Annotated in this window: 37 protein-coding genes and 1 pseudogene; 25 read left to right on the forward strand and 13 right to left on the reverse strand. The window is 47.9% G+C overall.

Annotated elements, in window-relative coordinates; translation table 11 throughout:
* Positions 1-646 precede the first annotated feature (646 nt).
* Positions 647-889 carry a hypothetical protein gene (locus WKT20_RS13965; RefSeq protein ID WP_005798322.1) on the forward strand — a complete coding sequence of 81 codons (243 nt, stop codon included), beginning with the start codon at positions 647-649 and terminating at the stop codon, positions 887-889.
* Positions 890-1,307: 418 nt separating this feature from the next.
* Here WKT20_RS13965 and WKT20_RS13970 read toward each other — a convergent pair whose 3' ends face one another.
* Positions 1,308-1,820, reverse strand: coding sequence for a hypothetical protein (locus WKT20_RS13970; RefSeq protein WP_005798321.1), 513 nt, complete (start codon positions 1,818-1,820; stop codon positions 1,308-1,310).
* A 109-nt stretch (positions 1,821-1,929) separates the two neighbouring features.
* Between WKT20_RS13970 and WKT20_RS13975 the strand changes: the two genes are divergently transcribed.
* The 15 genes from WKT20_RS13975 (at position 1,930) to WKT20_RS14045 (ending at position 9,924) form a co-directional block, all read left to right on the forward strand.
* Positions 1,930-2,160: a hypothetical protein gene (locus WKT20_RS13975; RefSeq protein WP_119962020.1), complete on the forward strand. Its 231-nt coding sequence runs from the start codon at positions 1,930-1,932 to the stop codon at positions 2,158-2,160.
* 122 nt (positions 2,161-2,282) lie between these two features.
* Positions 2,283-2,657: a hypothetical protein gene (locus WKT20_RS13980; RefSeq protein WP_119962021.1), complete on the forward strand. Its 375-nt coding sequence runs from the start codon at positions 2,283-2,285 to the stop codon at positions 2,655-2,657.
* 9 nt (positions 2,658-2,666) lie between these two features.
* On the forward strand, positions 2,667-4,706 hold the full coding sequence (locus WKT20_RS13985) for a hypothetical protein (RefSeq protein ID WP_186909955.1): 2,040 nt from the start codon (positions 2,667-2,669) through the stop codon (positions 4,704-4,706).
* Between the two features lie 38 nt (positions 4,707-4,744).
* On the forward strand, positions 4,745-5,623 hold the full coding sequence (locus WKT20_RS13990; protein ID WP_118419657.1) for an AAA family ATPase: 879 nt from the start codon (positions 4,745-4,747) through the stop codon (positions 5,621-5,623).
* Positions 5,623-6,249: an AAA family ATPase gene (locus WKT20_RS13995; RefSeq protein WP_117911340.1), complete on the forward strand. Its 627-nt coding sequence runs from the start codon at positions 5,623-5,625 to the stop codon at positions 6,247-6,249. Before WKT20_RS13990 ends, WKT20_RS13995 begins: the two co-directional genes overlap by 1 nt.
* Positions 6,250-6,251: 2 nt before the next feature.
* On the forward strand, positions 6,252-6,494 hold the full coding sequence (locus tag WKT20_RS14000; protein WP_005798307.1) for a hypothetical protein: 243 nt from the start codon (positions 6,252-6,254) through the stop codon (positions 6,492-6,494).
* 1 nt (position 6,495) lies between these two features.
* Positions 6,496-6,816 carry a DUF4406 domain-containing protein gene (locus tag WKT20_RS14005; RefSeq protein ID WP_270314033.1) on the forward strand — a complete coding sequence of 107 codons (321 nt, stop codon included), beginning with the start codon at positions 6,496-6,498 and terminating at the stop codon, positions 6,814-6,816.
* Positions 6,804-7,076, forward strand: coding sequence for a hypothetical protein (locus WKT20_RS14010; protein WP_005798305.1), 273 nt, complete (start codon positions 6,804-6,806; stop codon positions 7,074-7,076). Before WKT20_RS14005 ends, WKT20_RS14010 begins: the two co-directional genes overlap by 13 nt.
* A 1-nt stretch (position 7,077) precedes the next feature.
* On the forward strand, positions 7,078-7,572 hold the full coding sequence (locus WKT20_RS14015; protein WP_118027227.1) for a hypothetical protein: 495 nt from the start codon (positions 7,078-7,080) through the stop codon (positions 7,570-7,572).
* A 6-nt stretch (positions 7,573-7,578) separates the two neighbouring features.
* A complete protein-coding gene (locus tag WKT20_RS14020; RefSeq protein ID WP_005798303.1) occupies positions 7,579-7,761 on the forward strand; it encodes a hypothetical protein in 183 nt (60 codons plus the stop codon).
* A gap of 18 nt (positions 7,762-7,779) precedes the next feature.
* A complete protein-coding gene (locus tag WKT20_RS14025; protein WP_117817375.1) occupies positions 7,780-8,448 on the forward strand; it encodes a DUF3164 family protein in 669 nt (222 codons plus the stop codon).
* A gap of 11 nt (positions 8,449-8,459) precedes the next feature.
* Positions 8,460-8,696, forward strand: coding sequence for a molecular chaperone DnaJ (locus WKT20_RS14030; RefSeq protein WP_117817376.1), 237 nt, complete (start codon positions 8,460-8,462; stop codon positions 8,694-8,696).
* Positions 8,697-8,702: 6 nt separating this feature from the next.
* Complete coding sequence (locus WKT20_RS14035) at positions 8,703-8,936, forward strand: hypothetical protein (RefSeq protein ID WP_117748620.1); 234 nt, start codon at positions 8,703-8,705, stop codon at positions 8,934-8,936.
* Entirely contained in the window at positions 8,933-9,493 is a 561-nt protein-coding gene (locus WKT20_RS14040) for a phage virion morphogenesis protein (protein ID WP_117911350.1), read from the forward strand. The genes WKT20_RS14035 and WKT20_RS14040 overlap by 4 nt, the downstream gene beginning before the upstream one ends.
* Positions 9,490-9,924, forward strand: coding sequence for a hypothetical protein (locus WKT20_RS14045; protein ID WP_117911352.1), 435 nt, complete (start codon positions 9,490-9,492; stop codon positions 9,922-9,924). The genes WKT20_RS14040 and WKT20_RS14045 overlap by 4 nt, the downstream gene beginning before the upstream one ends.
* 84 nt (positions 9,925-10,008) lie before the next feature.
* On the opposite strand, the gene WKT20_RS14050 is transcribed toward WKT20_RS14045, so the two are convergent.
* The 12 genes from WKT20_RS14050 to WKT20_RS14105 all read right to left on the reverse strand — a co-directional run bounded on the left by WKT20_RS14050 (position 10,009) and on the right by WKT20_RS14105 (position 20,345).
* On the reverse strand, positions 10,009-10,848 hold the full coding sequence (locus tag WKT20_RS14050) for a DNA adenine methylase (RefSeq protein ID WP_119958499.1): 840 nt from the start codon (positions 10,846-10,848) through the stop codon (positions 10,009-10,011).
* Positions 10,845-11,483 (reverse strand): thymidylate synthase, encoded by a 639-nt coding sequence (locus WKT20_RS14055; RefSeq protein ID WP_119958500.1) that lies wholly within the window; start codon positions 11,481-11,483, stop codon positions 10,845-10,847. The genes WKT20_RS14050 and WKT20_RS14055 overlap by 4 nt, the downstream gene beginning before the upstream one ends.
* 71 nt (positions 11,484-11,554) lie before the next feature.
* Entirely contained in the window at positions 11,555-11,797 is a 243-nt protein-coding gene (locus WKT20_RS14060; protein ID WP_032951854.1) for a hypothetical protein, read from the reverse strand.
* A gap of 199 nt (positions 11,798-11,996) precedes the next feature.
* Positions 11,997-12,482: a DUF4376 domain-containing protein gene (locus WKT20_RS14065; protein WP_119958501.1), complete on the reverse strand. Its 486-nt coding sequence runs from the start codon at positions 12,480-12,482 to the stop codon at positions 11,997-11,999.
* Positions 12,479-13,780: a reverse transcriptase domain-containing protein gene (locus WKT20_RS14070; RefSeq protein ID WP_120490068.1), complete on the reverse strand. Its 1,302-nt coding sequence runs from the start codon at positions 13,778-13,780 to the stop codon at positions 12,479-12,481. Before WKT20_RS14070 ends, WKT20_RS14065 begins: the two co-directional genes overlap by 4 nt.
* Before the next feature lie 381 nt (positions 13,781-14,161).
* The gene (locus WKT20_RS14075; RefSeq protein WP_008782246.1) at positions 14,162-14,395 is read right to left on the reverse strand and encodes a hypothetical protein; all 234 of its coding nucleotides are present in this window, start codon (positions 14,393-14,395) and stop codon (positions 14,162-14,164) included.
* A gap of 97 nt (positions 14,396-14,492) precedes the next feature.
* Positions 14,493-15,647 carry an LPD3 domain-containing protein gene (locus WKT20_RS14080; RefSeq protein WP_119958537.1) on the reverse strand — a complete coding sequence of 385 codons (1,155 nt, stop codon included), beginning with the start codon at positions 15,645-15,647 and terminating at the stop codon, positions 14,493-14,495.
* A gap of 689 nt (positions 15,648-16,336) precedes the next feature.
* Positions 16,337-17,647 (reverse strand): phage portal protein family protein, encoded by a 1,311-nt coding sequence (locus WKT20_RS14085; RefSeq protein ID WP_120387402.1) that lies wholly within the window; start codon positions 17,645-17,647, stop codon positions 16,337-16,339.
* Between the two features lie 4 nt (positions 17,648-17,651).
* Positions 17,652-18,071, reverse strand: coding sequence for a phage protein Gp36 family protein (locus WKT20_RS14090; RefSeq protein WP_119958504.1), 420 nt, complete (start codon positions 18,069-18,071; stop codon positions 17,652-17,654).
* A gap of 10 nt (positions 18,072-18,081) precedes the next feature.
* Positions 18,082-18,312, reverse strand: coding sequence for a hypothetical protein (locus WKT20_RS14095; RefSeq protein WP_119958505.1), 231 nt, complete (start codon positions 18,310-18,312; stop codon positions 18,082-18,084).
* A gap of 1 nt (position 18,313) precedes the next feature.
* On the reverse strand, positions 18,314-19,873 hold the full coding sequence (locus WKT20_RS14100; RefSeq protein ID WP_119958506.1) for a hypothetical protein: 1,560 nt from the start codon (positions 19,871-19,873) through the stop codon (positions 18,314-18,316).
* A gap of 7 nt (positions 19,874-19,880) precedes the next feature.
* Positions 19,881-20,345, reverse strand: coding sequence for a terminase gpP N-terminus-related DNA-binding protein (locus tag WKT20_RS14105; protein WP_005798268.1), 465 nt, complete (start codon positions 20,343-20,345; stop codon positions 19,881-19,883).
* A gap of 206 nt (positions 20,346-20,551) precedes the next feature.
* On the opposite strand from WKT20_RS14105, the gene WKT20_RS14110 reads away from it, so the two are divergent.
* From WKT20_RS14110 to WKT20_RS14150, 9 genes and pseudogenes are all read left to right on the forward strand, one after another.
* Positions 20,552-21,487 carry an HK97 family phage prohead protease gene (locus WKT20_RS14110; RefSeq protein ID WP_186909956.1) on the forward strand — a complete coding sequence of 312 codons (936 nt, stop codon included), beginning with the start codon at positions 20,552-20,554 and terminating at the stop codon, positions 21,485-21,487.
* A 35-nt stretch (positions 21,488-21,522) separates the two neighbouring features.
* Entirely contained in the window at positions 21,523-22,563 is a 1,041-nt protein-coding gene (locus tag WKT20_RS14115) for a hypothetical protein (RefSeq protein ID WP_005798264.1), read from the forward strand.
* Positions 22,564-22,568: 5 nt separating this feature from the next.
* Positions 22,569-23,033, forward strand: coding sequence for an N-acetylmuramoyl-L-alanine amidase (locus WKT20_RS14120; protein WP_008778307.1), 465 nt, complete (start codon positions 22,569-22,571; stop codon positions 23,031-23,033).
* 14 nt (positions 23,034-23,047) lie between these two features.
* On the forward strand, positions 23,048-23,524 hold the full coding sequence (locus WKT20_RS14125; protein ID WP_117911366.1) for a hypothetical protein: 477 nt from the start codon (positions 23,048-23,050) through the stop codon (positions 23,522-23,524).
* Positions 23,490-23,816, forward strand: a complete 327-nt coding sequence (locus tag WKT20_RS14130; protein ID WP_270668804.1) for a hypothetical protein — start codon at positions 23,490-23,492, stop codon at positions 23,814-23,816. The genes WKT20_RS14125 and WKT20_RS14130 overlap by 35 nt, the downstream gene beginning before the upstream one ends.
* Positions 23,813-24,403: a hypothetical protein gene (locus WKT20_RS14135; protein ID WP_119958509.1), complete on the forward strand. Its 591-nt coding sequence runs from the start codon at positions 23,813-23,815 to the stop codon at positions 24,401-24,403. The genes WKT20_RS14130 and WKT20_RS14135 overlap by 4 nt, the downstream gene beginning before the upstream one ends.
* 3 nt (positions 24,404-24,406) lie before the next feature.
* Positions 24,407-24,895 carry a hypothetical protein gene (locus WKT20_RS14140; protein WP_186909957.1) on the forward strand — a complete coding sequence of 163 codons (489 nt, stop codon included), beginning with the start codon at positions 24,407-24,409 and terminating at the stop codon, positions 24,893-24,895.
* A 38-nt stretch (positions 24,896-24,933) separates the two neighbouring features.
* Entirely contained in the window at positions 24,934-25,140 is a 207-nt protein-coding gene (locus tag WKT20_RS14145; RefSeq protein ID WP_117911372.1) for a hypothetical protein, read from the forward strand.
* Positions 25,137-25,847: pseudogene (locus WKT20_RS14150) on the forward strand (viral A-type inclusion protein); the annotation flags it as partial. The gene WKT20_RS14145 and the pseudogene WKT20_RS14150, both read left to right, overlap by 4 nt.

A 25,847-nucleotide genomic window follows, 5' to 3' on the forward strand; every position in this document is an offset into this window, starting at 1 on the left:
CGTTTTGTTTTGAATGCACTTGAGCTTTGGAGGTGTACTGAATTTGGTTGTGCGTTTTCAATAAAAAGGGTGATTGTTGTAAGGCTTTTGAGAAAGTTTTCTAATTTTGCATATTACGTAACTATCTGAATCAGGATGAAGGATAGAAGCGTATGCGCAGGTACAGCCTTAACTGGAAATGTACAGAAAACCGGTAGAGAAAGTGCTTGTTTATGGTAAAGCGGAATTTAAGATAGAATATGATAGAGCAAGTTTTGATTGAGAATTACAAGTCCATTAAAGACTTGTCGCTGCCTTTGAGTCGGCTGAATGTATGGGGCACAGAACGAAACGTATATTGAGGGTTGGGAGAAAAAGACATCAAAGCTATTGATATACAAAAGGTTGTGCAAGATATGAGTGGATGGCTCTGCAAAACGAAACGTTTACGTGGGTTTAATTTGCAGCTACATTTAGGTGCTTTTTAGGCATACAGATTTGCAGATAGGTTTAATTGGGTTTACATAGGGCTTACATGGTTGATTCGGGTGGGGGAGTGCATGGCAGCTGCGGCTGCTTTTTTTGTACCTGATTATTTGATATAATATTGCTTAATTTATTCCATATAATAGATATTTGGTATATTTGTAGCAAAATATTATAAACTATGGCAAAGGTAATACATGTGCATTTGACGCACGGAATAGAAGGAACAAAGCGGAAAGATTGGTATTTCAGCAGCATTTCGGCGGTTTATACCGTTTTTACAGCTGAACAGGTGGGTGCAACGAAGAATTATTTGCTGCATGCAGGATTGTCCGGGAACGGTACTATATGCACCAAAAAGGCTATAATAAAGCAATCTACGCTCATTTCTTGCGGGCGTAGTGGAAATGTATCAGACGAATAATAAGCGGGCAAAAACGCAATAAAAATGGCTTTAGAATGATCCGGTGTGGGGAGGTTGTTATACCTCCCTTTTTTTGTGCTTGAAATCGGTCTTTTTTGACGCTGGATATTCAGGTGGATGTTCAAAGTGGATATTCACTTTTATAGAACTGGATATTCAAAATATGGTTTTGGCGGTGTGCGATACAGACGTACTAAAATACTATAATTTTAAAAATACCCCTCGTTTTTTATTTGATAGCCCCCCCCTAAAAACCTATCATTTTTCACGCTTTAGTTTTTAAATGCCCTAATATCAGTGTTTTTATACCCATATATGAAGGTAGGGGAGGGGGATTGCTTGGGAGGGGGACATCATGGGGGATGATAGGGGGTACGCTTCGTTTCCCATCACCGGTGTATGGTAACAGTAAATCCGCCTACCCGACATTTGCAGTACCGGAAATGTGTGCATCCGACACATGTTTTCCCTTTTCGATTGTCATTTGGCGAATCTGTTCTTTAAGCCTTCCTATTTCTTCTGCCTGCTCTCTTATTATAGACAAGAAAGATTCAGTGGTACTATTATTTGTTTCCTCATGAAGTATATTGTTTTGATTCTTTGCGGCTTTAACTGCTTTCAACTTAGCTTGTGCTTGCTCTTCTGTCATTTCCCCCTTAATAATTGGCAAATCTGATTCATAGTAAGTTTCTTCAATTATAGGATTCCCTTCCCCAGTAAATAACCATCGAAGGTTGATGAATACAGAATATCCTGACATTATAAACCTTTTAAAAAAGTCATAGCTTGGAGCAGACTTTCCGCTTACTATATCATAGATAGTTTGGGCTCTACTGTACCCTAATGCATTGGCGAACTTATTTGGATTAGTGTGCAAGATAAATATAACTTCTTCTATTCTTGCAGATATTTCTGTATTTTTTTCTTTCATATCTTTTGTTATTACAGGATTTTCTGTATATTTGCAGCGTGTTCAAAAAAGAACACCGCGCCAAAGATACAAAAAAGGCGTGTGATTAGCGATTTTTAAGTATAAGATTATGAAAGAGACATTATTGAAAAAGGTAAAACCGGAAACATTGGAAAAACTCCTCAGTGCGGTTGGTGATGTTCTTAATGAAATCAAGGATGCAGTACCTAACAAGAATGAAAGGTTCCGAGATGAATCATATACATCTTTACTCGTGATGAACTATGATACGTTTCAGACACTAAGGTGGCACGAACAGAAGAAACAAGAAGATAAAGATACTCAGGATAACCCAGCGTGACGACCCGGAAGGCGTTAAGAGACGGGTGACGGTGTGGAAAGACACACGGGAGTGCATGGTTCTTGCGCCGGGGTTCGATTCCCCGGACTCCCTCCAATATTAATCATTAAAATAAGTGAGATATGAACAAGAGGTACATTCACATTACGAAAGCTGACCGCGACTTTATCGCAAAGGCCCTCAACGTGACAGAGAAGACTGTTTATAACGCTATCCGGTTTGATGACCGTCGTGGTAACTCCGAACTTTCTGCAAAGATCCGTAAGTTGGCCATGGACCGTGGCGGTATTGTGATGGTTGTTATTCCGGAGGTGGAGGTTTTTCACGACTATGACAAAGTATCCCGCCTATATTGTCCCAATGGTGCTCTTATAGAGTTTGACCGCAAGGATGGTAGCGGCCAGGTAATATTCAAAGGAGAAACAGTGAAGACTTACGAGCATGTGATGGTTTCGGAAATTGACCACATAAAAGCGTTTGCATCTGCATTGAGATAGGAGGTGACTATGTTGGTGTATTACGGTAACATACAGTGTATTTCTGCACGAGAGCTCATCGATGGCGGCTATATCACCGAATCCTGTTATAGGAACTGGGTGAACCGTGGTCGTATCAAGGTGGTGCGCCGTGGTGGAGGTGCTGCTGGAAATTGCGCGTTGGTCGCCCTCAATAGTCTGCCTACCGAGTGCCTGGAGCGGGTAAAGGAAGACAACCCCGGAGGAACAGAGCAGGCACTTCGCCACTGGATACTGTCAAACTATGTGTTGGATCAGGCTGCAGTAGCTTATTTCTTGGATTGGGCCTCCCATTCTTCCAGCAACAGAGCTACAGACGAACTTGCCCGGAAATATGCGGTGAATGCTTCAGTTCTGAATACTTGTATCAAGCTTTATAACAGAAGCAACGATTACCGCAAACTGATGGGTGAAAAATATAACTGGGACATGATGGCCACTACCATCGAGACCTTACGCGAAGACTTTGGTCATGACCTTCCTGCCAGTACCCTGCGTTTCCGCAAGAAAGTGAACGAATACAAGCAGTACGGTTACGAATGTCTGATAACCGGAAAATTCGGCAACCAGAACAAACGGAAGGTAACTCACATGGACGAACGCCTGGTGATGAGTTTGAAAGTACTTCCCAACCAACCATACGGCAGTGATGTGCATGAAATGTATCTGTCGTTTGTATGCGGTGAGCTGGAAGTATGGGATCTGGAAACAGGGGAGATATTCAATCCGGAAAACTTTACGGATAAGAACGGGGAACCGAAAGAACTGAGCGAAAGCACTATCCGGAACATTCTGAACAACCCGGCAAGCCAGCTGCTGATAGAAAAAGCCCTGCGTGGACGTATGGAGTTCTATCATGAGCAAATGCCGCACATGCACCGTCATGGCGGTGAGTTCTCACTGTCACAAATTACGATGGATGACGTGGATTTGCCGCGCAGAATGAAAGGCGGCGAGTATGTGCATGCCTATTATGCTTATGATGTGGTGAGCCAGTGCCGTATCGGTTTGGCCTACGGGCGGGATAAGGATGATGCCTTGGTAGTGGACTGTTTCCGTGATATGTTCCGGCTCATCGAACGCAACGGATGGGGCATTCCAGCCGGTATTGAGGTGGAGCAGCACTTGATGAGCAAGTATAAAGGAGGATTTCTGAAGGCAGGTGAGGTATTTAAGTTTGTGCATTTCTGTGCCCCACAGAACTCACAGGAGAAATATGCTGAAGCTCTGAACGGTGCGTTCAAGACAACCATAGCACATAAGAACCATGAAGCCATTGGCCGCTGGCATAACAAAGGTGCACGGCGGGTGGACCAGAAGAAAGTGAGTGACAGCAGCAACCACACCTGGGAAGACAGAAAGTATTATACGTTTGAGGAGCTTGTGGCGGACGACCGGCGCGATTGTGAAGAATGGAACAATACGCTTCACCCCAATCAAAAGAAATATCCCGGAATGACCCGTTGGGATGTGCTCGTAGCCAAAATCAATCCGACCCTTCGACCGCTTGATAAACTGACCTTGAGCAGATATATCGGAGAAAAGGTAGATACCAGTATTCGTAGAAATTCCACAGTACGTGTGGCAAATGCGGACTGGTGGCTGAGCGGTCCGGAAGTGCTGGAGCAGCTGGAACCAAACAACCGCAAGGTGACGGCCTACTTCCTGCCGGATGAAGAGGGCAAGCCTACGGATGTCTTCCTGTACCAGAACGACCGCTACCTTGACAAGGTTCGTCCGGTAGTGACTTACAACCGGGTGATGGCAGAACAGACCGAAGAAGACCGGGTAGCCTATACAGAGCAAAACAAAGTTCTGAGTCATTTCAGCAAATACCTCAATGACCACGCCATCGGAAAGGTGGGAACCGGTACACCGGATCAGCCAACAGATGACCCGGAAGAGGAACTGGAACTTCCCCCGGTGGAACTATCCGATGATTTGCCAGCCGATTTGTCGGCAGATCCGGAATCTGATTATGAATGGCACTCCGGAATAAGCGAGGCAATGAGAGCCATCAGTGATATGTAAGAACAGAATTAGAACAACATTAAAATAGCGTTAGAATTATGATTACAGAAGCACAAAAACAGAAGATTTTAGCAGCGATAGCCGCCAACCGTGCGAACTATCCCAGTGATGCCAAGCATGCTGCCTCTTTGGCCATCAGTACGTCTGTGTACAGTGCAATCAAGAACGGACAGACAGACAAAGCCCTGAGCGATGCCAACTGGATAAGCATTGCCCGCAAATTAGGGGTGAACCTCCGTGGTGAAATGGAATGGAAAGCAGCCAAGACCCCGACATTTGAATATATCACAGCCCAGCTGGAGTTTTCACAGCAGTCCAGCCTGTCGGGTATCTTGTGCGACATGCCCAATATCGGCAAGACTTTCACGGCACGTTATTATGTGCAGAGCCACAAGAATGCCGTTTATATCGACTGCTCGCAGGTAAAGACCAAATTGAAGCTGGTACGCAAGATTGCTGCAGAGTTTGGTGTGGACAGTAAGGGAAAGTATTCTGACGTGTATGAAGACCTGGTATATTACCTCCGTTCGATGGAAACCCCGCTTATCATCCTCGATGAAGCAGGCGATCTGCAGTATGAAGCTTTCCTTGAACTGAAGGCCTTGTGGAATGCCACTGAACGCTGCTGCGCCTGGTACATGATGGGGGCAGACGGATTGAAAGAGAAAATCAACCGCTCCATAGAATGCAAGAAGGTGGGTTATACCGAAATGTTGAGCCGTTATGGTGACCGGTACAGCAAGGTGACTCCGGATGATGGCAAGGAGCGCGAACAGTTCTTGAACAACCAGGCACGTATTGTAGCCAAGGTAAATGCCCCGGCAGGTGCTGATATAGCCCAGATTGTACGGAAGACACGCGGTGGTTTGAGAAGAGTTTATACTGAGATTGAAAAACTTAAAATGACAGCGGAATAATGAAGCGTGCGTACAGTCCGAAGGAAATAGCCGCCAAGAAATGGGTTACTCTGCCGTGGAATGAGAAATGGAGCAAACCTTTCGGGTTCCCGGCAGAGAACGCTTCGTGGTTCATCAGCGGTGCCAGTGCCAGCGGGAAGAGCAGTTTTGTAATGCAGCTTGGAAAGGAACTGTGTAACTATGGGACGGTGCTGTACATGAGTTACGAAGAGAAAATCAACCAAAGTTTCCAACGGCGTATGGAGTATTTGAAGATGAATGAGGTGCAGGGTAAGTTTCGCGTGGTGACAGAAGGCAGTCTGGAGGAAGTGATTGCCCGGCTGAAAAAGCCGAAAAGCCCGAAGTTCATCATCATTGATTCCTTTCAGGTGGCCGGGTGGGACTATCCGCAGGCTGTGGAACTGATGGAAACCTTTCCGAAGAAATGTTTCATCTGGATCAGCCAGGAAAAGAAGAGCCAGCCAATGGGTGGCGGTGCTGTAAGATTGAAATATATCTGTGATATGAAGATTCGAGTGGTCGGTTATAAAGCTTATTGTCAAGGCCGCGCCATTGGAGACCCGGGAAGCTATTATGTGGTATGGGAGGACGGAATCATTCAAACAAGTAATAATTTACCAAAGTGATTATGGATAATAACGAAAAGGCTTTTGAAAGCTACACCGGAACGGAAGTGTTCCAGATTCTGCTGGACGGAAGTTCCAGCAGGGCAGTGTTGGATGACTGGCTGGAGCGAAACATCCAAAGTGACCTGAAAGTGAGAAGAGCGAAAACGCCCGGTCATGTCGTAATAGAAACGGGTGATGTCTTGTTTGCACGTAATGTGCTGATATGGAATCCAAGTTGTAAAGTCAACATCAAAAAGAAGTGATATGGAAAAAGACAAAGTTTACATCAGTGGGGCAATAGCCCACTACAATATCGATGAGCGCAAAGGTGCGTTCCTCGATGCTGAAAACAGATTGCGTGCTATGGGGTTCAATCCGGTGAATCCATTTAAAAACGGACTTCCGGATGAAGCACACTGGAGAGAGCACATGCGGGCGGATATACGCCTGTTGCTGGATTGTGAGTATATCTATATGCTGAAGGATTGGGAACTGAGCAAAGGTGCTAAACTGGAGCTTGATGTGGCCAGTTCGTGTGGCATTAAAGTATTGTTTGAGTTAAAATGGTCGATATGGGAAAAATAAAAATGGAAACCGGTGTTGTGGTGATGACGTTGACTGCTACGGTATATAGAGGAAATATTCGTGAAATCCAATCTTCACGCATAGGATTTTGCGGGGAGTACAACAAGGAAATACTTTCTAAAATGGGTGCTGAATTCAAAAAGATATTTGCTGGGCAAATTGAGGCTGAATACAAAGCTAAATCAGTGAAGACGGATAAGATAATTTATCGTGTCAGTACCAAATCAACTGAATGTGAAATGATTCTTAATGGCAAATGATATGGCACAGGAAGTAACCAATTTCGCCCGGTTCTATGCATTGTTCAACAAGCTGCCCTGTACAGGAGACCGGGAAGAATTCAAGAAAAGCATTGTGCTGCAGTACACGTGGAACCGGACGGACAGTCTGAAGGAAATGACAGCCAAGGAGTATGAAGCCTGCTGTACGGCTCTGGAGAAGCTGAGCGGACAAGACGAATGGCGACAGAAGCTGCGTGAGGAGCTGCGGCGGAAACGGAGTCTCTGTCTGAACCTGATGCAGAAGCTGGGCATAGATACATCCGACTGGGCACGAATCAATGACTTCTGCAGTAATCCCCGAATAGTCGGCAAGGCGTTCAGACAGATTACGGTGGACGAACTGGATGAACTGGCGGTAAAGCTTCGGTCCATACAACGGAAAGGCGGCTTGAAGCCCAAGAAAGAAAAGCAAACGATTAACCCCGTGAGCATGGTATCACTCATTCAGATTGACCCTGATGCTCCGGCAAACTGATAGGATATGGAAAATAGAAACACAAAGATTTTAGAGAATCTGAAAAAGGAAATCAACCTGCTTGCCTCTGATATGGAGAAGCAAGATGCAGCCGAGTTTTATAGCGAACTGGCTGACTGGGCATACGCCAACGGAGAGGCTATGCTGATGGAAGATGAACCTGAAATGCAGGATTATGAAAACCAATAACCCCAAAAAACAAGAATCATGGAAGAAATGAAACAAACGACCGTGGTAATGACGGCAGAGGAAAAGGCGGAATTTGAAGCCTTCCAGAGAGAAAAAGCAAAGAAAGCGGCAGAGGAAAAAGCCAAGAATGACCGCGAAATGTACAAACAGATGGTGGATGAGGAGATAGCCAACTCCATTCCGGTACTGCTGGGCATCAGTGAGCAGATCAAGGCAAGCAAGCAGACTGTGATGGACAACTTCAAAACCATTCTGGAAATGAAGGCAGACCTTTTCAAAACCAAGGTGAAGGATGACCAGCGCAGCCATACCTTTACTAACAGTGAAGGCGACAAACGAATCACGCTGGGTGTGTATGTGACCGACGGTTACCGTGACACGGTGGAAGACGGTATAGCCATTGTGAAGGAATATATCGAAGGCTTGGCCAAAGATGAAAAAACCAAGGCACTGGTGAGCATGGTGCTTCGTTTGTTGGCCCGTGATGCCAAGGGTACGCTGAAGGCTTCACGCATTGTGCAGCTTCGCAAAGTGGCCATGGAAACCGGAGATGAACGTTTCATTGAAGGTGTACGCATCATTGAGGAAGCCTACCAGCCGGAAGTGAGCAAACAGTTCATCCGTGCTGAAATCAAGAACGAAAACGGAATGTGGAAACCTATCCCTCTGGGAATGACAGAATCATAAATTATAGAACTATGATACAAGAAGTGGAGAAATCTCCGAAAGTAGCCCTGTGCCGTGCTTGTCACGGTACAGGTAAAGTGAAGAAAGTTGTAGAATATCCCTCTCGGATCTTTGGAAAGAAGCGAAGCGAAACCGTTGAGGAAGTCTGCAGACAGTGCGAAGGAAGTGGCCGGGTAACGGTAAGCGCAAAAATGACGCTTGACATCCGTCCCTATAAACCTAAAGTAAAACCATCTATGAACGATTAAACCTATATGGGAAAGCGGCACGGAGTTAGTTATCAGAAGCGTGTAGCAGAAGTAAACAGGATATATGACCATTATGCCAGTCACGGTGTACCGAACCGTGAAATATGGCGGCGGTACATATATCCTGTGTATGCTATTAGTGAGCGTACATTCTACAATATGCTTAAAGCGTCCGCAGACCCTAAAAACGATTTGCCGGACGATACGGTACAATTGAAATTTAACTTTGATTGGGAATGAACGAAGACGTTAAAAAAGTAGTGGCCCGGATACTGAAAGACATTCAGGTGGAAATGAGCGATGAGTTTGACAAGAACTTTGAGCGGCAGGCTTTTTTCAGTGAAAAATGGCAGCGGCGGAAAAGCCCCATCCGGGATGAAGGCAGAGCCATACTGACAGATACCGGGGCGCTTCGGAAAAGTATTGGGAGCCGGACGACGGAAAACAGCATCACTTTCTTTACCTCTCTGCCCTATGCGGCCATTCATAATGATGGTGGTGAAATAGTGGTGACGGGGCGAATGAAGCGTTTCTTCTGGCATAAGTATTATGAGGCCACCGGGGCGTTCGGGAGAAGGAAGGACGGAAAGCTGCGGAAAGACAAACGAAATGCCCGGCTTGATACAGAAGCCGATTTTTGGATGTTCATGGCTTTAAAGAAAGAAGGAAGCACCATCAAGATACCCCGCCGCCGTTTCCTCGGCACATCGCCTGAAGTGGAAAAAGCCGTCCGTGAGATTGTAGAAGAGAACCTAACAGAGTATTTCACCATTGAATATAATATCATAAGAAAATGAGAAAAGAACTTTATCGGCTGCTTTGCAGCGAACTGAAGGCCATTGACCTTATCAAGCACATAGACTTGTGGAACCACAATGTGGAGTTCATCGAGCAGGAAGAGAACTGGGAGCGTCCGGCTGTCTTTGTGGAATTCTGCCCTATACAGTGGAATGCGATTGTTCCCGGTGTGGAATACCGGGCAGAACCTTTAATCAAGCTGCACATCGTGACAGACTGGGAAGGTTCGAGTGCTGATGGAAGCGAGCTGCAGGAAGATGCGCTGAAGGTGTTTGACCTGCCCGGGCTGATTCATGCACGGCTTGCCGGCTTGAGTGGGGAAACCTTTCTGGAGCTGGACCTGGTGGAGAGTGATACCAATCACAACCATGAGGATATTGTGGAAAGTATTGAGGTGTACCAGTGTGTGGCTATCAAGCGGATGCAATAGCCGTCTTTATTAGAAAGGGAAAGCCGTGGACGTATAAATTACCGTCTGCGGCTTTTTTGTTCAATACAGGCAAAGTAAACGACATCAGGCGGCTTTTTTCTTGTAAAGCATCATATCCGTGTAAGAAGAGCTGTAATTCATGTGAGCATTGAATTCCACCTTTGTGCAGTTTTCAAAAGGATTACCCAAATCCCTGTTTCTACCTATCCATTCACACAACTCCAGAATTGAAGATTTGTTGGAAGTGAAATATACGTATGAATGCCCCTTCAGTACATTCAGCACATCCAGGTAGTCGGCCATATTCCAGTACATGTTATAGGTTCCTACGTCAGTGGACAGATAGGGCGGATCAACAAGAAATACTACCCCAGGAATATCTTTATACCGGTTGAACACTTCTTTGTAATCGCAAGATACGATTTCCAACCCTTCAAGATAGTCCGCACATTCCGGGTAGCCGGTCTTACGTATATTGTTGTACAGAGCTTCCTTCCGCATATCCTGAACAGACAGTTTGTATTTCATGGAAAACAAGATAGAGGAGGAGAGGGTAATGAAATCCACATATCCGGTGGTATTCTCTTCCTGCTCGATGCGGCTTAATATTCGTTCACGCAGTTCCCCTTTAATGATTTTATGACGTGGTACGGAATTCCCTACCATTTCGCGAATGTCAGCAAGCAACTGATTTGTCTGCGGAATATGCTTCATGCGGAAGCGGTAGTTATCGAAGTCATTATAGATAACAGTAGAGTGGGGTTTGAGGGATTTGGCAATGTGAGATAATAGTCCAGAGCCACCGAACAGGTCAACAAACAATGTTCCATCCGGATATTGCTCCAGCACTTTCATGAACTCCTTGGCGAACATGCGCTTTTGCCCGACAAATGGGAGAGGGGCTGACAGATACATCTTTCTCATACGTTCAATTCAAATTTTACATTTTCATTGCCGGCAAGCAGCTGTTCTGTTTTGTCGATGTTGTTTTCGTAAATATGCACGTTCCCCAGATTCAGGGTGATGGATTTTAGCGGCAACTCAATCTGCCTTGATATTAAGTACAAATGATAAATATCTGCCGGCAGTCCTAAATTTGCATCACTGCTTCGCTGATAGGCAGTCATGACCAGTTCTCCTTGCTCTATCTGGAACTGAACAAGACTAAGGCATGGAGCCTGGTTACTTTCTGTTCCTGTAGATCCGAGAAACAATATATAGTTTTTGCTGTTCCTTTTTTCCCTGTTTATGCGTTCGATGAGTGGCGGCAGTTTTTCAAAATAGGTTGGGTAGCTGTTCACAAGGATTGAGCCGCAGTAGTCCCACCAGTTGATGCCGACCTCTCTGTATCTTTCCACGTTGCGCTCGCCTCTCATAAACAGTTGTAGCTCGTTTTTTAACTTCTTCCGCGCTATGGTATGCCCTTCGAATATATCCAGAAGGTCGGCAGGGAGCAGCGTCAGCTGTTCATTCAGCAGGTAGCGGATATTCCCTTTCTTATTGCTTTGCATCTTTCCGGATGAAAGCACCTTGCCTAAGATTTGATAATATTTGTTCATGATATGAATGTTGTTTATTGCGATACAAAGGTAGGGTAGGGGAGTTTGCCTTTAATCTTGGGAAGTCCTGATTACACTGCACACAAATTGCAGTCGGTTTTAAAACGCCTGATCAGGTCATATACCTTTCGTTCACTGATGCCATATCGTAGGGAAAGCGTTGCTACGATATAAGACACTTTTTCACCATTGGTATGCAACTTGTTATATTCATTATATAGTTCTATATATTGCACATCATCGGGTCGTATGCCCATGTAATGGCATGTTTTTAAAAGCTCCCTGTTCAATTTTAGTATCTCAATTACTTTCATATCCAGTTAAATTTTGTACATTTGCACTGTCTCACTTATTTATGCGCTTTATGCGTACATCTTAAAAAAAACGCAGAACCGCGAGCGAGGGTATTTGCCCCCGGTCGCGCGGTTCTGCGTTTTTGGTGTTAATAAGTAAGTGAGACGACTAATTAACAGGCCGGGGGCTTTTTTTATCCCTCCCCCGTGGGATTGTCAATCATTCAATCCGGTATAATTCCAAATTGAACTTATCCTTCTTCTTCCAGCCTTCAGCCAGAGCCTTTTGGATATACCTTACCGCTTTCGTATAGAAGTCCTTCAATTCATCCAAATTATCAAAGGTATGGTATTCGGGTTGCTCATCCGAACCGAATTTGAATGTAACTGGAAGGGTCTCTCCGCCCGTCTGAACAGCCAAGTCGTATGCTGCCTTATAGTTGTACTGGTTTTCTGTAGAAAGCCATACAGGGGCATCCTTATACACGAATCCGGACAGGATAGCTGCATCAGTCTGGCTGTTATACCAGGACATAACCAATGTGCGGATTTCTTCATCAGTGGGCTTATGGCTGAACTCCTCTTCCATGTAGGAGGCAGAGCCGTTCTCTTTCTCCTGCACATCCCAGCGGATGCGCCATTTGTCTTTAACCGGGTTCGTGCATTCCATCAGCGACACACCGGCACTTCCTTCAACTCTTCTCATGTAAACACGTATTTGGTTCTACCTTTGCCGAAGGTCTCTGTCTTGATGGTCGTTTCAAACGGAAAGCCATCCGGCATTTCTTTCACTTGTGCGAGAATATTCTTCATTTCCTCGCTGTTGGTGAAGAATTTCTTTGCCTCGCCGTTCACTTCGATGGCCACAATACAGCGGTCTTCTCCCTGCTCGGTCTTGATACCGGTCTCAAAATCCTTCACTACAATCGGTAAGTTTACCAGTTCCCGGATGCTTATCACCACGCCGGGAAATCGCTTCTTGCCGTCCTCCGGTTTGTAAGCGACATTCAAGTCTTTAAAACTTCTCATTTCTTTGCCTGTTAATTTTTTAAACAACTTATTACAGTCGGCGTGTTTCGTCATGCCGTAGAAACTGGCAATCAATTCCCGCCGTCTTTTTCTCGATTTTACCTCGTGCATCTTCCGGGCAAACTTCTGCTTGATACGTTTCCGCAATCTCACATAGTCAGGACGAATAACATAGCCAAGGAAATCAATGCCTTCTTCTACAGGGAATACCCGTTCATTCGGCTTAATTTCCAAGTCTATTTTCTCCATTTGCCCGTGAATAACATCACGAATCTTCCACAATTCCGCTTTCGTTTTACCGAGTACCAGTCCGTCATCGCAATAGCGGTAGTAATAACGAACCCCATACCTATCCTTCAGATAGTGGTCTAAAAATACAGACAGAAGCAGGTTGCCTGCTCCTTGTGAACTGCGCAGTCCAAAGCTGATACCTTCCGGCAGCAGTGTCACGAACCGCTCCAGCAGCACCAACAGCCTTTCATCCTTGAATACCCTGCGGAAACACCACATCACAAAATCCTGCCGCACATTGTCGTAGAACCTGCGGATGTCAAACTTGTAGGCATACAGCGTGCACTCCGGGTCTTTTTGCAAATCGGTACGTATGCAGTGCATCAGATCATGAGTGCCACGTCGTTTAATGCTGGCCCCGGTAGTCCGGATATAGCGTTTCTGTAGGTGACGGTCCACCACGTTCATTACGGCATATACTGCGATGCGGTCATACATGGATAAAATCTGCAGGATGCGACTTTTGCCATACTCTTTGATTTCCGTCTCATGGTATCCACCAAGTTGAAACGAACCATTTTCAATGGCAGCAGTAAGTTCGGATATAACCTTCTCCCTACGGGCAAGCAGTTTTTCCCCTTGAGTGGACTCTTTACGATCGGTTCCACGCAGTACGGCATCGAATGCCTCCGACATATTGGAGTATTCGATGATTTCCTCTATGATGTATCCTTCCCTGCGCATACGGTTCTGCTGTTGGTTTGTAAATACGGAAGATAAGGGCCTTCCTTTCCCCGGGCCTGACTTCTTCGAACTGATAACAGCCTACCAAACTCCACCCGACGCGTGATTTTTCAGCTTTCCACCCTAATGGGTGCTGTTGCTGTGGCTTGCTTCCCTCGGCACTGCATTGGGGACACGTCCCCGGTGCTGTACGCCGATTAATTAGATTTCCAGACGCGAGCCGACATTCGCATTCGTGTTCGAAGCATCGTTATTCGCATTCGCATTCGACACACCGCCATTCGCGTTCGCATTGTTGTACCCGCGATAGACCACACGGACTATCGGGAAGCTCCGCCGGGTACAAAGTTACTGATTTAACAGGCAAAATGAACTAAAGCATTACACTATCCACCAAAATAGGGCCGACAATATGCCGCCGATGACGGTAAGAGACCAGTCTATCCAGTCCCAAAGTCCTCCTTTCAGTTTGTCTTTGAGTTCCAGACAGGAGGCAGCGATAATGGATGCATACAGAGCCGTCCACGGATTGAGGGCGGCAAATCCTACAAGAAGGCCGCCAATAAGGTGCTTATAGCGGTTGCTTTGTTTGAGAAATTCGATAATTTTGTTCATAATGAGTTGTTTTTGAAAATTGTTTTGTATATTTGCAGTGAGGAATAGCATTAGAAGTCCAGTGCCGGATTGTAGTTCCGGAAGATTGCTTCTTTTGCTATTCTTTTTTTATCTTGTTGTAAAGTTCCGGACTATCCGATATACTATGCAGCACATATTCTCCCCAATCATATTCACGGACAATCAGCAAATTTTTTTCTCCACTCACTTCCACTTCAAAAATGTGTGACTGTACGACACGTTTGATACCTTTATGGTTATCTGTTGTGCCAAGGTATGCTGCATTTGAAAACACATTGTTTATGTCCAGCAGCATTTGATTTTTGGCTTTGAAATGTTTGTGCGGTTGATTAGTCCATTCTCTAATAGAGGTACCTGTAATATTCACATCATGATGAAAATGTGTATTACGGATAATAGTTCCTTGTAATGGCTTGGCTGCTGCACGTGTTTGTTTTGCATCGGTTTTTGCTAATTCCCGAACCAGTTTACATGCAGCGCACAATTCATTTTCCGGAACGAAGACCAGTTCCATCTTTCCGTTGCTCATATCGCAATCCTTACACCGTTTGATGGTGTATGGGTTATAGTCGGGCATCGTCTTTTGTTCCATGCCTGCATTGAACCGGAACATACCTTTCTTGTCAAGTTCCAAAGCTGACTCTCCTCTTGCCATAGCCTCTTCATGATCCGTAGTCGGATACTTGGATTTGCGTACCTGGACTACGGAACAGCGGCAGCCCCATCCGTTAGGCGGATAGAATTCTTCCCAGAACGGGTCTGAAGCCGGGAGTGTAATGCCGGCCATCTCCGCATGGGTGGGACGTACCTTTGCATCCCCGGCCGTGCGGTACTGCAGATAATAGCGGTCGCCGTCCTGCATGAACCGTTCCCATTTGGCCGCCATTTCAGCTGAAGCCTGTACGAAGTTAAATTCAGCCCGTAGATAGTTTGAATTGTATGTTTCGTCGATCTTCCGGACATCATTCAAAAAGCGTTCGAACGTCTTTCTATTGCCGTTCTCATCCAACAAGGAGGGAAAGGCTTCATTCAGTTCATGAAAGGTCTTCAGCCCGGAGAATACATAGTTGGAGCGCTCCAGCCGTTTGCGCATAGCCTCGGACATTTCCACCTGCCGGAATGATCCGTTCAGGACAGAAGAATGAGTCTCTATAAAATCCTGCGCTTCTTCGGATGCCAGAATACCTATTTCAAGGCTTGCCCCTTCCTGCCGGAACAGTACCTTCATCATGCGGTCGAACTTTTCACGTACCAGGTCAACCGGTGTGCATATATCTTTTCCGGATGCATACTGCAGCAAGGTTTTTGCAATTCCTTCATTCTGCTCCGGATTATGCAGATTGGAATATGACAGCAGTTCATTGGAGAATGTTTTCCCCCTGAGTGTTGCGCTGATCAGCTCGGCTTCAAACTCGGCCCGGTTCTCCAGGGCATATCTGGACAGTTCCTTTTCGATAAGTTCCCTGTTCACCTTTTCCATGTTCCACTGGTGCTCTACCATGCTGTAAGCTTTGGGCTCCAGCAGCGCATCGATGTGGTGACCGAGTTCATGAAGGAATGTGTTATCCTGTGCACCTGAGCGGTACTGCATTTTCTTTTCCTTGTACGATTTGTAGTCTCGTTCACGGAGTTCGTTGAAATACAGAATACCGTCATCACCCTCGAACATGGGTGCCCGGTATTCTGCTCCGGAAGTTTTTCCTCCTTTCTTTTTAAGCAGTCTGGGAAGCTTGATGCCATGTTCCAGGATAATACGGGCTGCATCTTCCGCATCTTTTCTGGCTTCTTTGTTCTTGATTATTGAAGCCCATTCCTTGGCCATTTTTTCGATGTCCTCCGTTTTTCCCGCCTGCAGGATGGGCTTCCTGTTTTCCAACAATCGGGAATATCGCTGGTGCAGCCCCGAATAATCATCGGGGCTCAGTCGAAAAAACGGGACAGCGTTTCAGCCGGTTTGCCGTCTTTCTTTTTTTTCGGATCTGTCGGGTCCGGCTCTTCCTTCTGCTCCTTCTCCTCGCACGGAATGCCGTATTTTTCCTCAAAGTACTGAGGCTTCACCTTGTAGTGCTGCAGTACCATTTCTTCGTAGGCTTTCTGCTGTTCGGGTGTGTAGTCAATGGAGTAGTCCCAATCAAAGCGCAGCCCTTTGACAGGGAACCCGTGGCGCACCATTCGCGGAATGAGCTGGTTGTTCACTATATCCCGAAGCATATCACAGTCGCTTTCCACGAGGTTCTGGAACACTTCAAGGTGCGTTTCAGACTGTGAGAGGCTGCTTCCGTCCTCGATGGTCATCGTCTGCCCGATGATAAGCTTAGACAGTTCGGAGTTGGCCCGATCGATGCGCTTGTCATAGACATTGAATGCATCTCCCTTGCCGCTTTCCACAAATTCGATTTCGGTTTCCATTCCTGCCACCATGGAGAGGGCGGTTCCGGCTTCACGCAGCATTTGGTCGAGACGGTCAATCTCTTTCTGATCGCGCGAAGTGGTGCGTGCTATACGCATGGGCATTCCGAATATTTCCCCGAAGGTGTCCCAAAAGGCCAGCATGTTCTTTTTGGGGATAGTCTGTGAAGCTGCCTTGAGATACAGCCCGAGGTCGTCGGGTCTGCCTGCCTCAATGAGCCAGTCGGAAAAAGGAGGCTGGCGGTAATCTATACCGGTAGTCCAGTCCTGCCCGAGGTCGGTTATGACACGTCCGTACTCAGGAATGACATGTTTGCGCGGAATAAGCTTAACATCCGAATAACAGATGCAGCCGTCGCCGTCAGTGCAAAGATCGCCCAATTCGATGAGCGAATGTCCCCAGTAGATTGAATCAAGTGCATAGCGCATGAGCTGCTTGAACCAGGACTGGTCAAAGAAGTGAACCGCTTCTTCGTTCTCATCCCCTTTCATATCCACGATTTTGAAAGAACGCGCCATGACAAAACCTCTGCGCTGCTCCACACACCCGGAGAGGTGAAGGTCTATTTCCGCGTCCCGGTAGATGTCGTACAGGCGCTGGCGGCTGGGGCTGTCCACATTGATGGCATACTGCCAGGCATCGCGCCAGTTCTTGATGTCCTTCCGGGTGAGTGCATCAGTGGTGCGTTGCAGGTCGATGACCATTTTCTGCACCCGCTTGATGTCTTTCCCCTTGGCCAGATTAAAATTGCCGTATGGCGTTTGCAGTACGTTTTTCGGTTTATTGGAAAACATACCGCTGAAAAAGTCTTTAATATCCATAGTCCTACCAGTTATGATGAAGCTGCTTCTGACAGCTGTAAACAAATGAATTTCCGGACGGAAGCCCATCTTCTCCGACAGCCAAAGGCAAATCAGGGACAATTTTTCCGGCCTGTATCCCCTCGAGCATTTTTATTGCACGCTCGTAGCGTTCCTTGCGCACCTCGCTTCCCATTTTCTGCGGAACTGACGCGCTCATGTGATAGAGTGCGATGTCGCAGGCGTACGTTACGATGAGCTTGTTACGCTGTTCATCCTGTGCAGAGAAAATGGCCGTACAGTCGTATTTCGAACGCAGATAGCCGGATATTTCCTCCAAAGCCACCGTTTCCGCATCGGCACGGTTTTTGGGGCTTACCTGAGAGATGACCTTCAATGCGTTGTCGCCGATGACAACTTTGTAATCTTCTTCTGTAATGAACATGACTTTACTTTTATTTAGTGATGAACAATGCCATTTTTTCTATATCCCGGATAGTGGTTCCCTTGCGGAAACGGTGGTGGTGAATCAGTTCGCAGATATTCCTTTTGGGGACAACTTTCAGTTTGCCGCCCATATACAGGACATAGTACTTTCTTCCGTAAAGCTTGGCATACTTGCAAGCACGGGCAACGGCACGTTTATAGCGCCATGCAAAAATCATTCTTTTAATCAGCTGTATCATGTTACCATATATTTTTGGCGGTCGGCCTTTTACCGAACACCGGTTGAAAACTCTCCTGCCTTGAATTGCGCTGCAGCATCCAGATGGCTCCCTCGTCGGCATCCGGTGCATCATCGTGAATACGGCTGCCACGCTCCAGTGCCAAGGTCTGTTCGATTCCGGTCTGCATATCCGGCGATTCTTTCAACTTCTCATTGTAGAATACGAAACCGCGTTCCCATAATGGTGACACCGCTTCGATGCGCTGGAGCTTGTCCGGTTTCTTTCGTTTGTCCGGCATGATGGGCAGTTGGTATCCACGCAGATTCCCTTCTGCCTCAAACTCATCCAGAATGACATCCTGCATGAAGTTCGCTTCCATAAAGAACTGGACGGCTGCCGTATCACGTGTACGCTCGTAGAGGTCGTAAAGCCACCGTACCATTCCGGAAACGGTATCCTGCCGGACGTAACAGTCTATAAGGTGCAGTTCCTTCCCAATCTTGCCCCAAAGGCGGCAAGCCTTGTAGTCGTTGGAAGTGGTCGATTTGAAAGAGGGGTCGGTATAGCAGACCAGCATTTCATACTTGGGCAGTCTGGGCAGTTTCTTGTAACGAATCCAGTCTGCCCGGAAGATAGTGCCGTCCACGATGGGGTTGTGCATCATCTCCTTTTCCCATGCCCGGTAGCCTACAAAATCCCTGTATTCCTGCGCCTCTTCTTTCGTCCATTTTTCGCGCCATACCGGTTCTCCGTTCTTGTCTATTGCCTTGATGACAGATACATGCACCCCTTTTGTCTTGGTGAGATTGGCCAGCACCGAGTTTTTAGAAATGAGGTTCCCGACCATGATAAAGCGTCCCCGGCCCACATCCAGTGCACCAAAAAGGGCTTCTTTTACCCAGTCTGTAATGTCATGCACCCGTTTCTCATTGCGGCACAGTTCGTCGTCATCCAAGTCATCGATGACGATGTAGTCCGGACGTGCTTCCCGGTCGCGCAGACCACGCGGAGACTGTCCGCGTCCGCAAGCCAGGAATTTCACCCCGTTGGCCGCCTTGAACTCCCCATCCTGCCAGGAGGTATTCCCCTGCTGCTTGCCGAAGTCGGCAATGATGCGCTGGTTATGCTCCAGTTCTGCCTGAATATCTCCCAGTAGGCGCGTGGCTGAGTCCTCACTTTTGCCGACCACCACCATGAAGTTGATGAGCCGTTTGGGCTGGAACATCAGCCACAGCGGAACAAAAATGTCCATGTGTGTGGACTTGGCATGGCCACGCGGCCACATGAACACCGCCTTCAGGTTGGGTGTGCCTTTTACTTTAGCCGCTGCCGCATTGTGGAACGGTGCATTGTGGATGGTGCGTATGACTTCTCCGGTGGTTTTGTCACGCAAGGTGAGGAAGTGGGGAAAGTAATATTCACAGAACGCAGCATAGTTACCTTGTAGGCGCAGAATACGCCTGTCCTTTTGTGCCGGTGTCTCGCCCGCGAGCAAAGCCGTATCCGTGATGGACTGCACTCTTTTACAGTGTTCCTTCCACTGTTCGTATGCCTGTTTCTTTTCCGCTGCTGTTGCCATAGCCGTTTTATTTTATGCCCATCTGTTCGGTGATATACAGATCCTGGTACTTATTGATTGCCCTGACCAGTTCCGGAGTCACTTCCGGGTCGATGGTTGAACGGTATTCAATCCATTTGGAGAATGCCATGAACACTTCAATGACATCCACTACGTTGGCCTTCTTGTCTAACTTTTCAATCACTGCCGAAAGTTTGGCCAGTTTGTCCCCGAGACCGGCTACAAGTGCAGGGTCGTTTGATTCGTTGACTTGAGTAATGAGTGTATCAATGGTGAGCAGGAGTTTGTTCACCAGTTCCGGCCGGGTGACGTTCTTTGCCGCCCTTGCCTCTTTCCATCCGTCAGCCGTGCACCATTTTGAGATGGTGACGCGTGACACGTCCACTTTCTCCGCAATTTCAGTCTGTTCCATGCCGGAAAGGAACAGTGAGCGTGCAAGAGATTTTTTCTTTTCGATTTCTGCCTTTGTCATATAATAAAGAATATAGGGTTAAAGGCAGGCTTCGGAGTCCCTTGCACCTGCCCGATTTATTCGCAAAGTTGTCCGCTTATCAGCTTGCAGCCAAAATAATGTGCAACGGTTTCATAGAAGTGTGCAACCATTGCACACTTTTTTGGCTTCCCGGTAAGTGCTCTGTAATATTGCAGCGCCAATGCATAAAGGCGTGGCATGAGAAAATGAGTAAACGTGTAAGAATTTCAAACGACAGCCTGAACAGCTACGGAAGCCGTGTGTTGACATCGGGCATGAGTGTGGAGCAGTATTGCCGAAACCCGGTACTGCTGTACATGCACCAACGCGGAAACGTGATTGGTTATGTGAAGGACCTTCGGGTAGAGGATGGTGAAGTAACCGGGGAACTGGTGTTTGACGAAGCGACCGACCTCAGTAAAAGATGCAAGAAACAGTTTGAATTCGGCAGCCTGAGAATGGTGAGTGCCGGAATAGACATTCTGGAACTGAGTGACCAGCCCGAACATTTGCTGCAGGGGCAGACCAGCCCGACAATAACCAAAAGCAAGCTGTATGAGGTATCACTGGTGGATGTAGGTTCCAATGATGATGCCATCGTACTGATGAAGGATGGAAAACAAATCACATTGGGAAAGGATGGTGATTGTCCTTTGCCACTAATCAATAACCAAAAAACAACAGAAGAAATGGAACTGAAACTTTTGGCCCTTCAATTGGGGCTGCCGGAAACGGCAACGGAGGCTGATGTTAATCAAGCCTTAAATGAACTGAAAGCAGCCAAGGCAGAGAATGATTCCCTGAAGCAAGAAAACGGGAAGCTGACTTTGGCCCGTATTACCGGTCTTGTGGAAAAGGCAGTGGTGGAAAAACGTTTGGGAGAAGACAAGAAGACACAGTTTATCGAACTTGGCAAGAAGGTCGGTGCCGATGAACTGAAGAATGTGCTTGATGCCATGCAGCCCCAGGTGAAGATTTCCACTGTATTGAGCTATCAGGGCGGCAAGCAGCAGGCACAGCCGTCCACCTATGCCAAACTGAGCGATGTCCCGAGTGATGCGCTGCTTGAAATGCGCGAGCATAACCCGGAGGAGTACAAGCGCCTGTACAAGGCTGAATACGGCATGACCTGTGAAATTTGAAAACCTTTAAAATGAAGAAAATGGGAAAAATTGTAATGCTTTTGACGGCACTTCTGTTCAATACGCTGACAGGTGTCGTGTGTGCTTCGGTATTGGGATTCTCTCCGGTGGCCGGAGCTGTGGGAATGAATGCGGTGGCAGCCTTTATGGGAATGGCCCCGCAAAGTACTTCAATACTCCGTGAAGGGGTTTATACGGAAATCTGGACAGGGGAACTTGTTAAGGTGCTCCGTGCCGGACTGGAAGGAACCTGGCTGTCAGGAATCCCCGACCAAAGCAGTATCGTGAATAACGATGTGATTCACCTGGTAGAAGTTGGTGTAGATCCGGATGTCTTGATAAACAATAAAACCTATCCGATTGACGTGCAGGCTTTGGAAGACAAGGATATTGCCATCAAGCTGGACAAATTCCAGACCAAGGCTACGCCGATTACAGACGATGAGCTTTATGCCATCAGCTATGACAAGACCGCCCGTGTGAAAGAGGGACATGCCAACAGTATCAATGATGCGAAGTTTACCAAGGCGGCCCATGCGCTTTGTGCGAACAAAAATACGGAAACTACTCCGGTGCTTAAGACTACCGGCGAGAAAGATCCGGCTACAAATCGTCTGCGCCTTACCGTGAATGACCTTGTGGAAATGAAGCGTGCCCTTGACAACCTGCGCGTACCGTCAGACGGCCGCAGACTGGTGCTTTGCCCCGACCATGTGAATGACCTGCTGCTGACCAGCCAGGCATTCCGTGAACAGTACAATATTGACCGCAACAGCGGCAAGGTAGGTAACCTTTACGGCTTTGAAATCTACGAGTACGGCAACAACCCGCTTTATACTACAGCCGGAGTGAAGAAGGCATTGGGTACAACGGCAGAAGCCGGTGAATTTCCGTGTTCGTTTGCCTTCTACAAACAGAGGGTTTTCAAGGCAACAGGTTCTACCAAGATGTATTATTCCGAGTCAAAGAATGACCCGTTGAACCAGCGTAACCTGATTAACTTCCGCCATTACTTCATCTGCATGCCCAAGAAAGAGGATGCCGGAGTGGTAATGATGAGCGGCTATCAAGCATGATGATTATGGCAAAGTTGAAATATCTGGTAATACACTGTACGGCAACCCCGGAGGGGCGTGAAGTATCATCGGCGGACATCCGCAAATGGCATACTTCTCCGGTTGCCCAAGGAGGAAGAGGATGGAAGCAGGTTGGCTATACCGACCTGTTCCACCTGAACGGAGGCGTGGAACGTCTGGTAGAAAACAATGAGGATGCACAGGTGGACCCTTGGGAAGTGACCAACGGAGCCAAGGGATATAACAGTGTAAGCCGTCACATCGTGTATGCCGGAGGCGTGGAAAAAGACGGTAAGACCCCGAAAGACACCCGCACCGGCTGCCAGAAAAAGGCACTGGAGAAGTATGTGAAGGATTTTCATCGGAAATTCCCTGATGTACGCATTGTAGGACACAACGAACTGGCAGCGAAAGCCTGTCCGAGCTTCGATGTGCAGGAATGGTTGAAAGAAATAGGTATTAATCAATAATAAAACCGGGTGGTATGGACTTGAGCGAATTTATGAACATTATCCTTGGCGGCGGCCTGGTTGGTACGGTGGCGACCATTGGCTCCTTGCGGGCTACTGTGAGAAAAGCGAAAGCGGAAGCGATGAAGGCCGAGGCCGGTGCAGAGGCCATGCGCATAGATAACGCCGAACATGCCACCCGCATTTTGATGGAAAATATTGTAAAACCTCTAAAAGATGAATTTTGTGAAACAAAGAAAGAACTGGCCCGCAATACGCGCGAGATGGCCCGTCTTAGAAAAGCTATTGATACAGCCGGAAACTGTCCTCATCGTGACGATTGCCCTGTGCTTGACAGGTTGCGCGAGTCACCGAAAGAGCATGAACCGGGAAGTCCAGACGGAAACGGCAAGCGCCGACAGCGTGAGCGGAAGTCGACGGGCGGGACTGGTGATGGCGGGGATACCGGCGAGTTCGGTGAAGCTGACTATACCGGCGGACAGCCTCCGTAAGCTTCCTGAAGGTGCCGTGTACCGTGGCAAGAGCGGACAGGCCAACCTGACCGTAGGCAGTGACGGCAAGGGAAACCTTGTGGCCGAAGCCTCGTGCGACAGTCTGCAGCAGCTGGTGCTGTGGTATGAAGAAGAGCTGACACGCATCCGGAGCGAGACCAGGAACGAAACTTCGAATGACGTTCAAATAGAAGAAAAACGCCCTCCGAACCGGATGCGGACGTTTATGACAGGTGTATTGGCCGGCTTATTGGCCGGTGTGTTATTAACCATCAAACTTTATAAACGATGAACAAGAATTTTATGTACGGTATCGGTGCCGTGAAATACAATGACTTCGTGATAGGCTATATTGAAAAAGGCTCGTTTGACCTGAACGGGCAGAAGGCCGAAGCCGCAAAGATTGAGGCGGAACAGGCACCGGGTGCCCCCGTGCTGATCATTCCGCAGAGCAATGGCAGCATCGCCCCCACATTCAACGTAATCCAGACGGACTACAAGAACCTGCATGCCATGCTGGGCGGTACGCTGCACTATGCGAAAGAAGACACCGAGAAGAAGAACCCAATAGGCTGGACCGCCCCACAAGCCGCCCTGCTGATGCAAGGTCCATTTGAACTGGAACTGGTGAGCGGACGGAGCATCCTGATACCAAACGGCACGCTGCTGAGCAACCTGGGCGGTAAGCTGACGCTTACGGAAACGGCCAAGATAGAATGTACGTTGGAGGTGGCTATGCCGGAGGACGGTTCGCAGCCCTACGGCGTGTTTGACTCGAAAACCTTGCCCGAAGAGTGGGGAGAGCACAAGCTGCCTGCAGCGGGAGCAGCGGCGGCTGCCTCGGTTCAAAGTGAGGAGGCTACAAGCAAGGAGGGATAGTGTATGGCTGACCGGCTGGAACAACTGATAGAAATGGAGTGTGCGGATGCGCTGCTGGACAGCGGCGTGTCCGTTCCTCTTAAAAGGTGGAAGCTCCCATGGCTGAAACGCCCGCTGGAGGTGCGTGTGACGATGAAGCGTCCGAGACTGCGCGGGCAGATTCTGCTGGCGAGGGAATACCTGAAGATGGGTGTTGAACCTGGCTGGCAGCCGAAGGGCAAGACCGAGGAACTGGCCTTTGTAGCGGAACATGGCAAGGCTGTGAGCCGACTGCTGGCCTATACGGTGTGTCGTGGCTATGTGTCGCGACATGTGGGTATCGGTGTGACGGCATGGGTGCTTCGGAACTTTGTGGAGTGGAAGTATCTGATGGCGCTGTTCCGAACGTTTGAACGGCTGATGGGCACGAAGGATTTTATGCGTATTATCAGCTCGGCGGCGCGGGCGAACCCGATGACCCCGAGACTGAGCCAAAGAAGGATGGGGAGTTAAGAACCCGGTATGAGGGTTCCCATAGCCCTTTCGGTTTCGTGTGGCAGATAGCATCGGCAACGGGCTGGAGTGTGGACTACATTCTGGACGGTGTGAACTACCAGACCTTGATACTGATGCTGAGCGACGCTCCGCGATATGTTCGGCAGAAGGGAGGCAGCGGTAAGTGTGACAGCCACCCGGAGCGCAGTGCCGAGGATGAGGCGAACGATATAGTAGGATTTTTTCAAAGCAAACTGGAATGAGTAAACCTGTAGAAGTTGAATTTTTAATGAAGGACAAACTCACGCCCGGCATGAACAAGGCCGAGCGTGAGGCGCTGGAACTGCGTAATACCGTCAGGCTGCTGGAGGCTGAACTGGAAAGGCTGCGCCTTGCTGGGGAGACGGCCGCCCCCAATCTGGACCAGAGTGCCAATATCGCGCAGATCCATGCACTGGAGAAGCAGCTTGAGGAATTGCGGAGCCAGTTGAAACTGCTGCAGGAGGAATCGGAATCCGTGCAGGTCACCCCTGCAGATATACCTAATGCACAGCGCCAGTTCAATGGTCTGCACAACAGTATCCAGCAGATGGCGCGTGAAATGCCTTCCTTGGCCATGGGGCCGCAGATGTTCTTCCTGGCCATATCCAACAACCTGCCGATTTTTACCGATGAGTTGGCCCGTGCCCGGAAAGAATACGATGAGCTGCAGAAGTCCGGCAAGAAAGGCACACCGGTATGGAAGCAGGTTCTGTCCTCACTCTTTTCCTGGCAGACGGCTATGACCACCGGCATCATGCTGCTGGTAATGTACGGTGATGAAATCTGGGATTGGACGAAAAACCTGTTCAGCGCCAAAAAAGGCGTGGATGAATTCAACATATCACTCAAGGAAATGACCGAGATAGAGAAGGACGGCCGTGCCCAGATGGTGCGTACCCGCTTCGAACTGAAATCGGTCATCGACGAG

This window comes from Phocaeicola sp. ICN-14070 (assembly GCF_037892625.1).
Classification (GTDB): domain Bacteria; phylum Bacteroidota; class Bacteroidia; order Bacteroidales; family Bacteroidaceae; genus Phocaeicola; species Phocaeicola plebeius.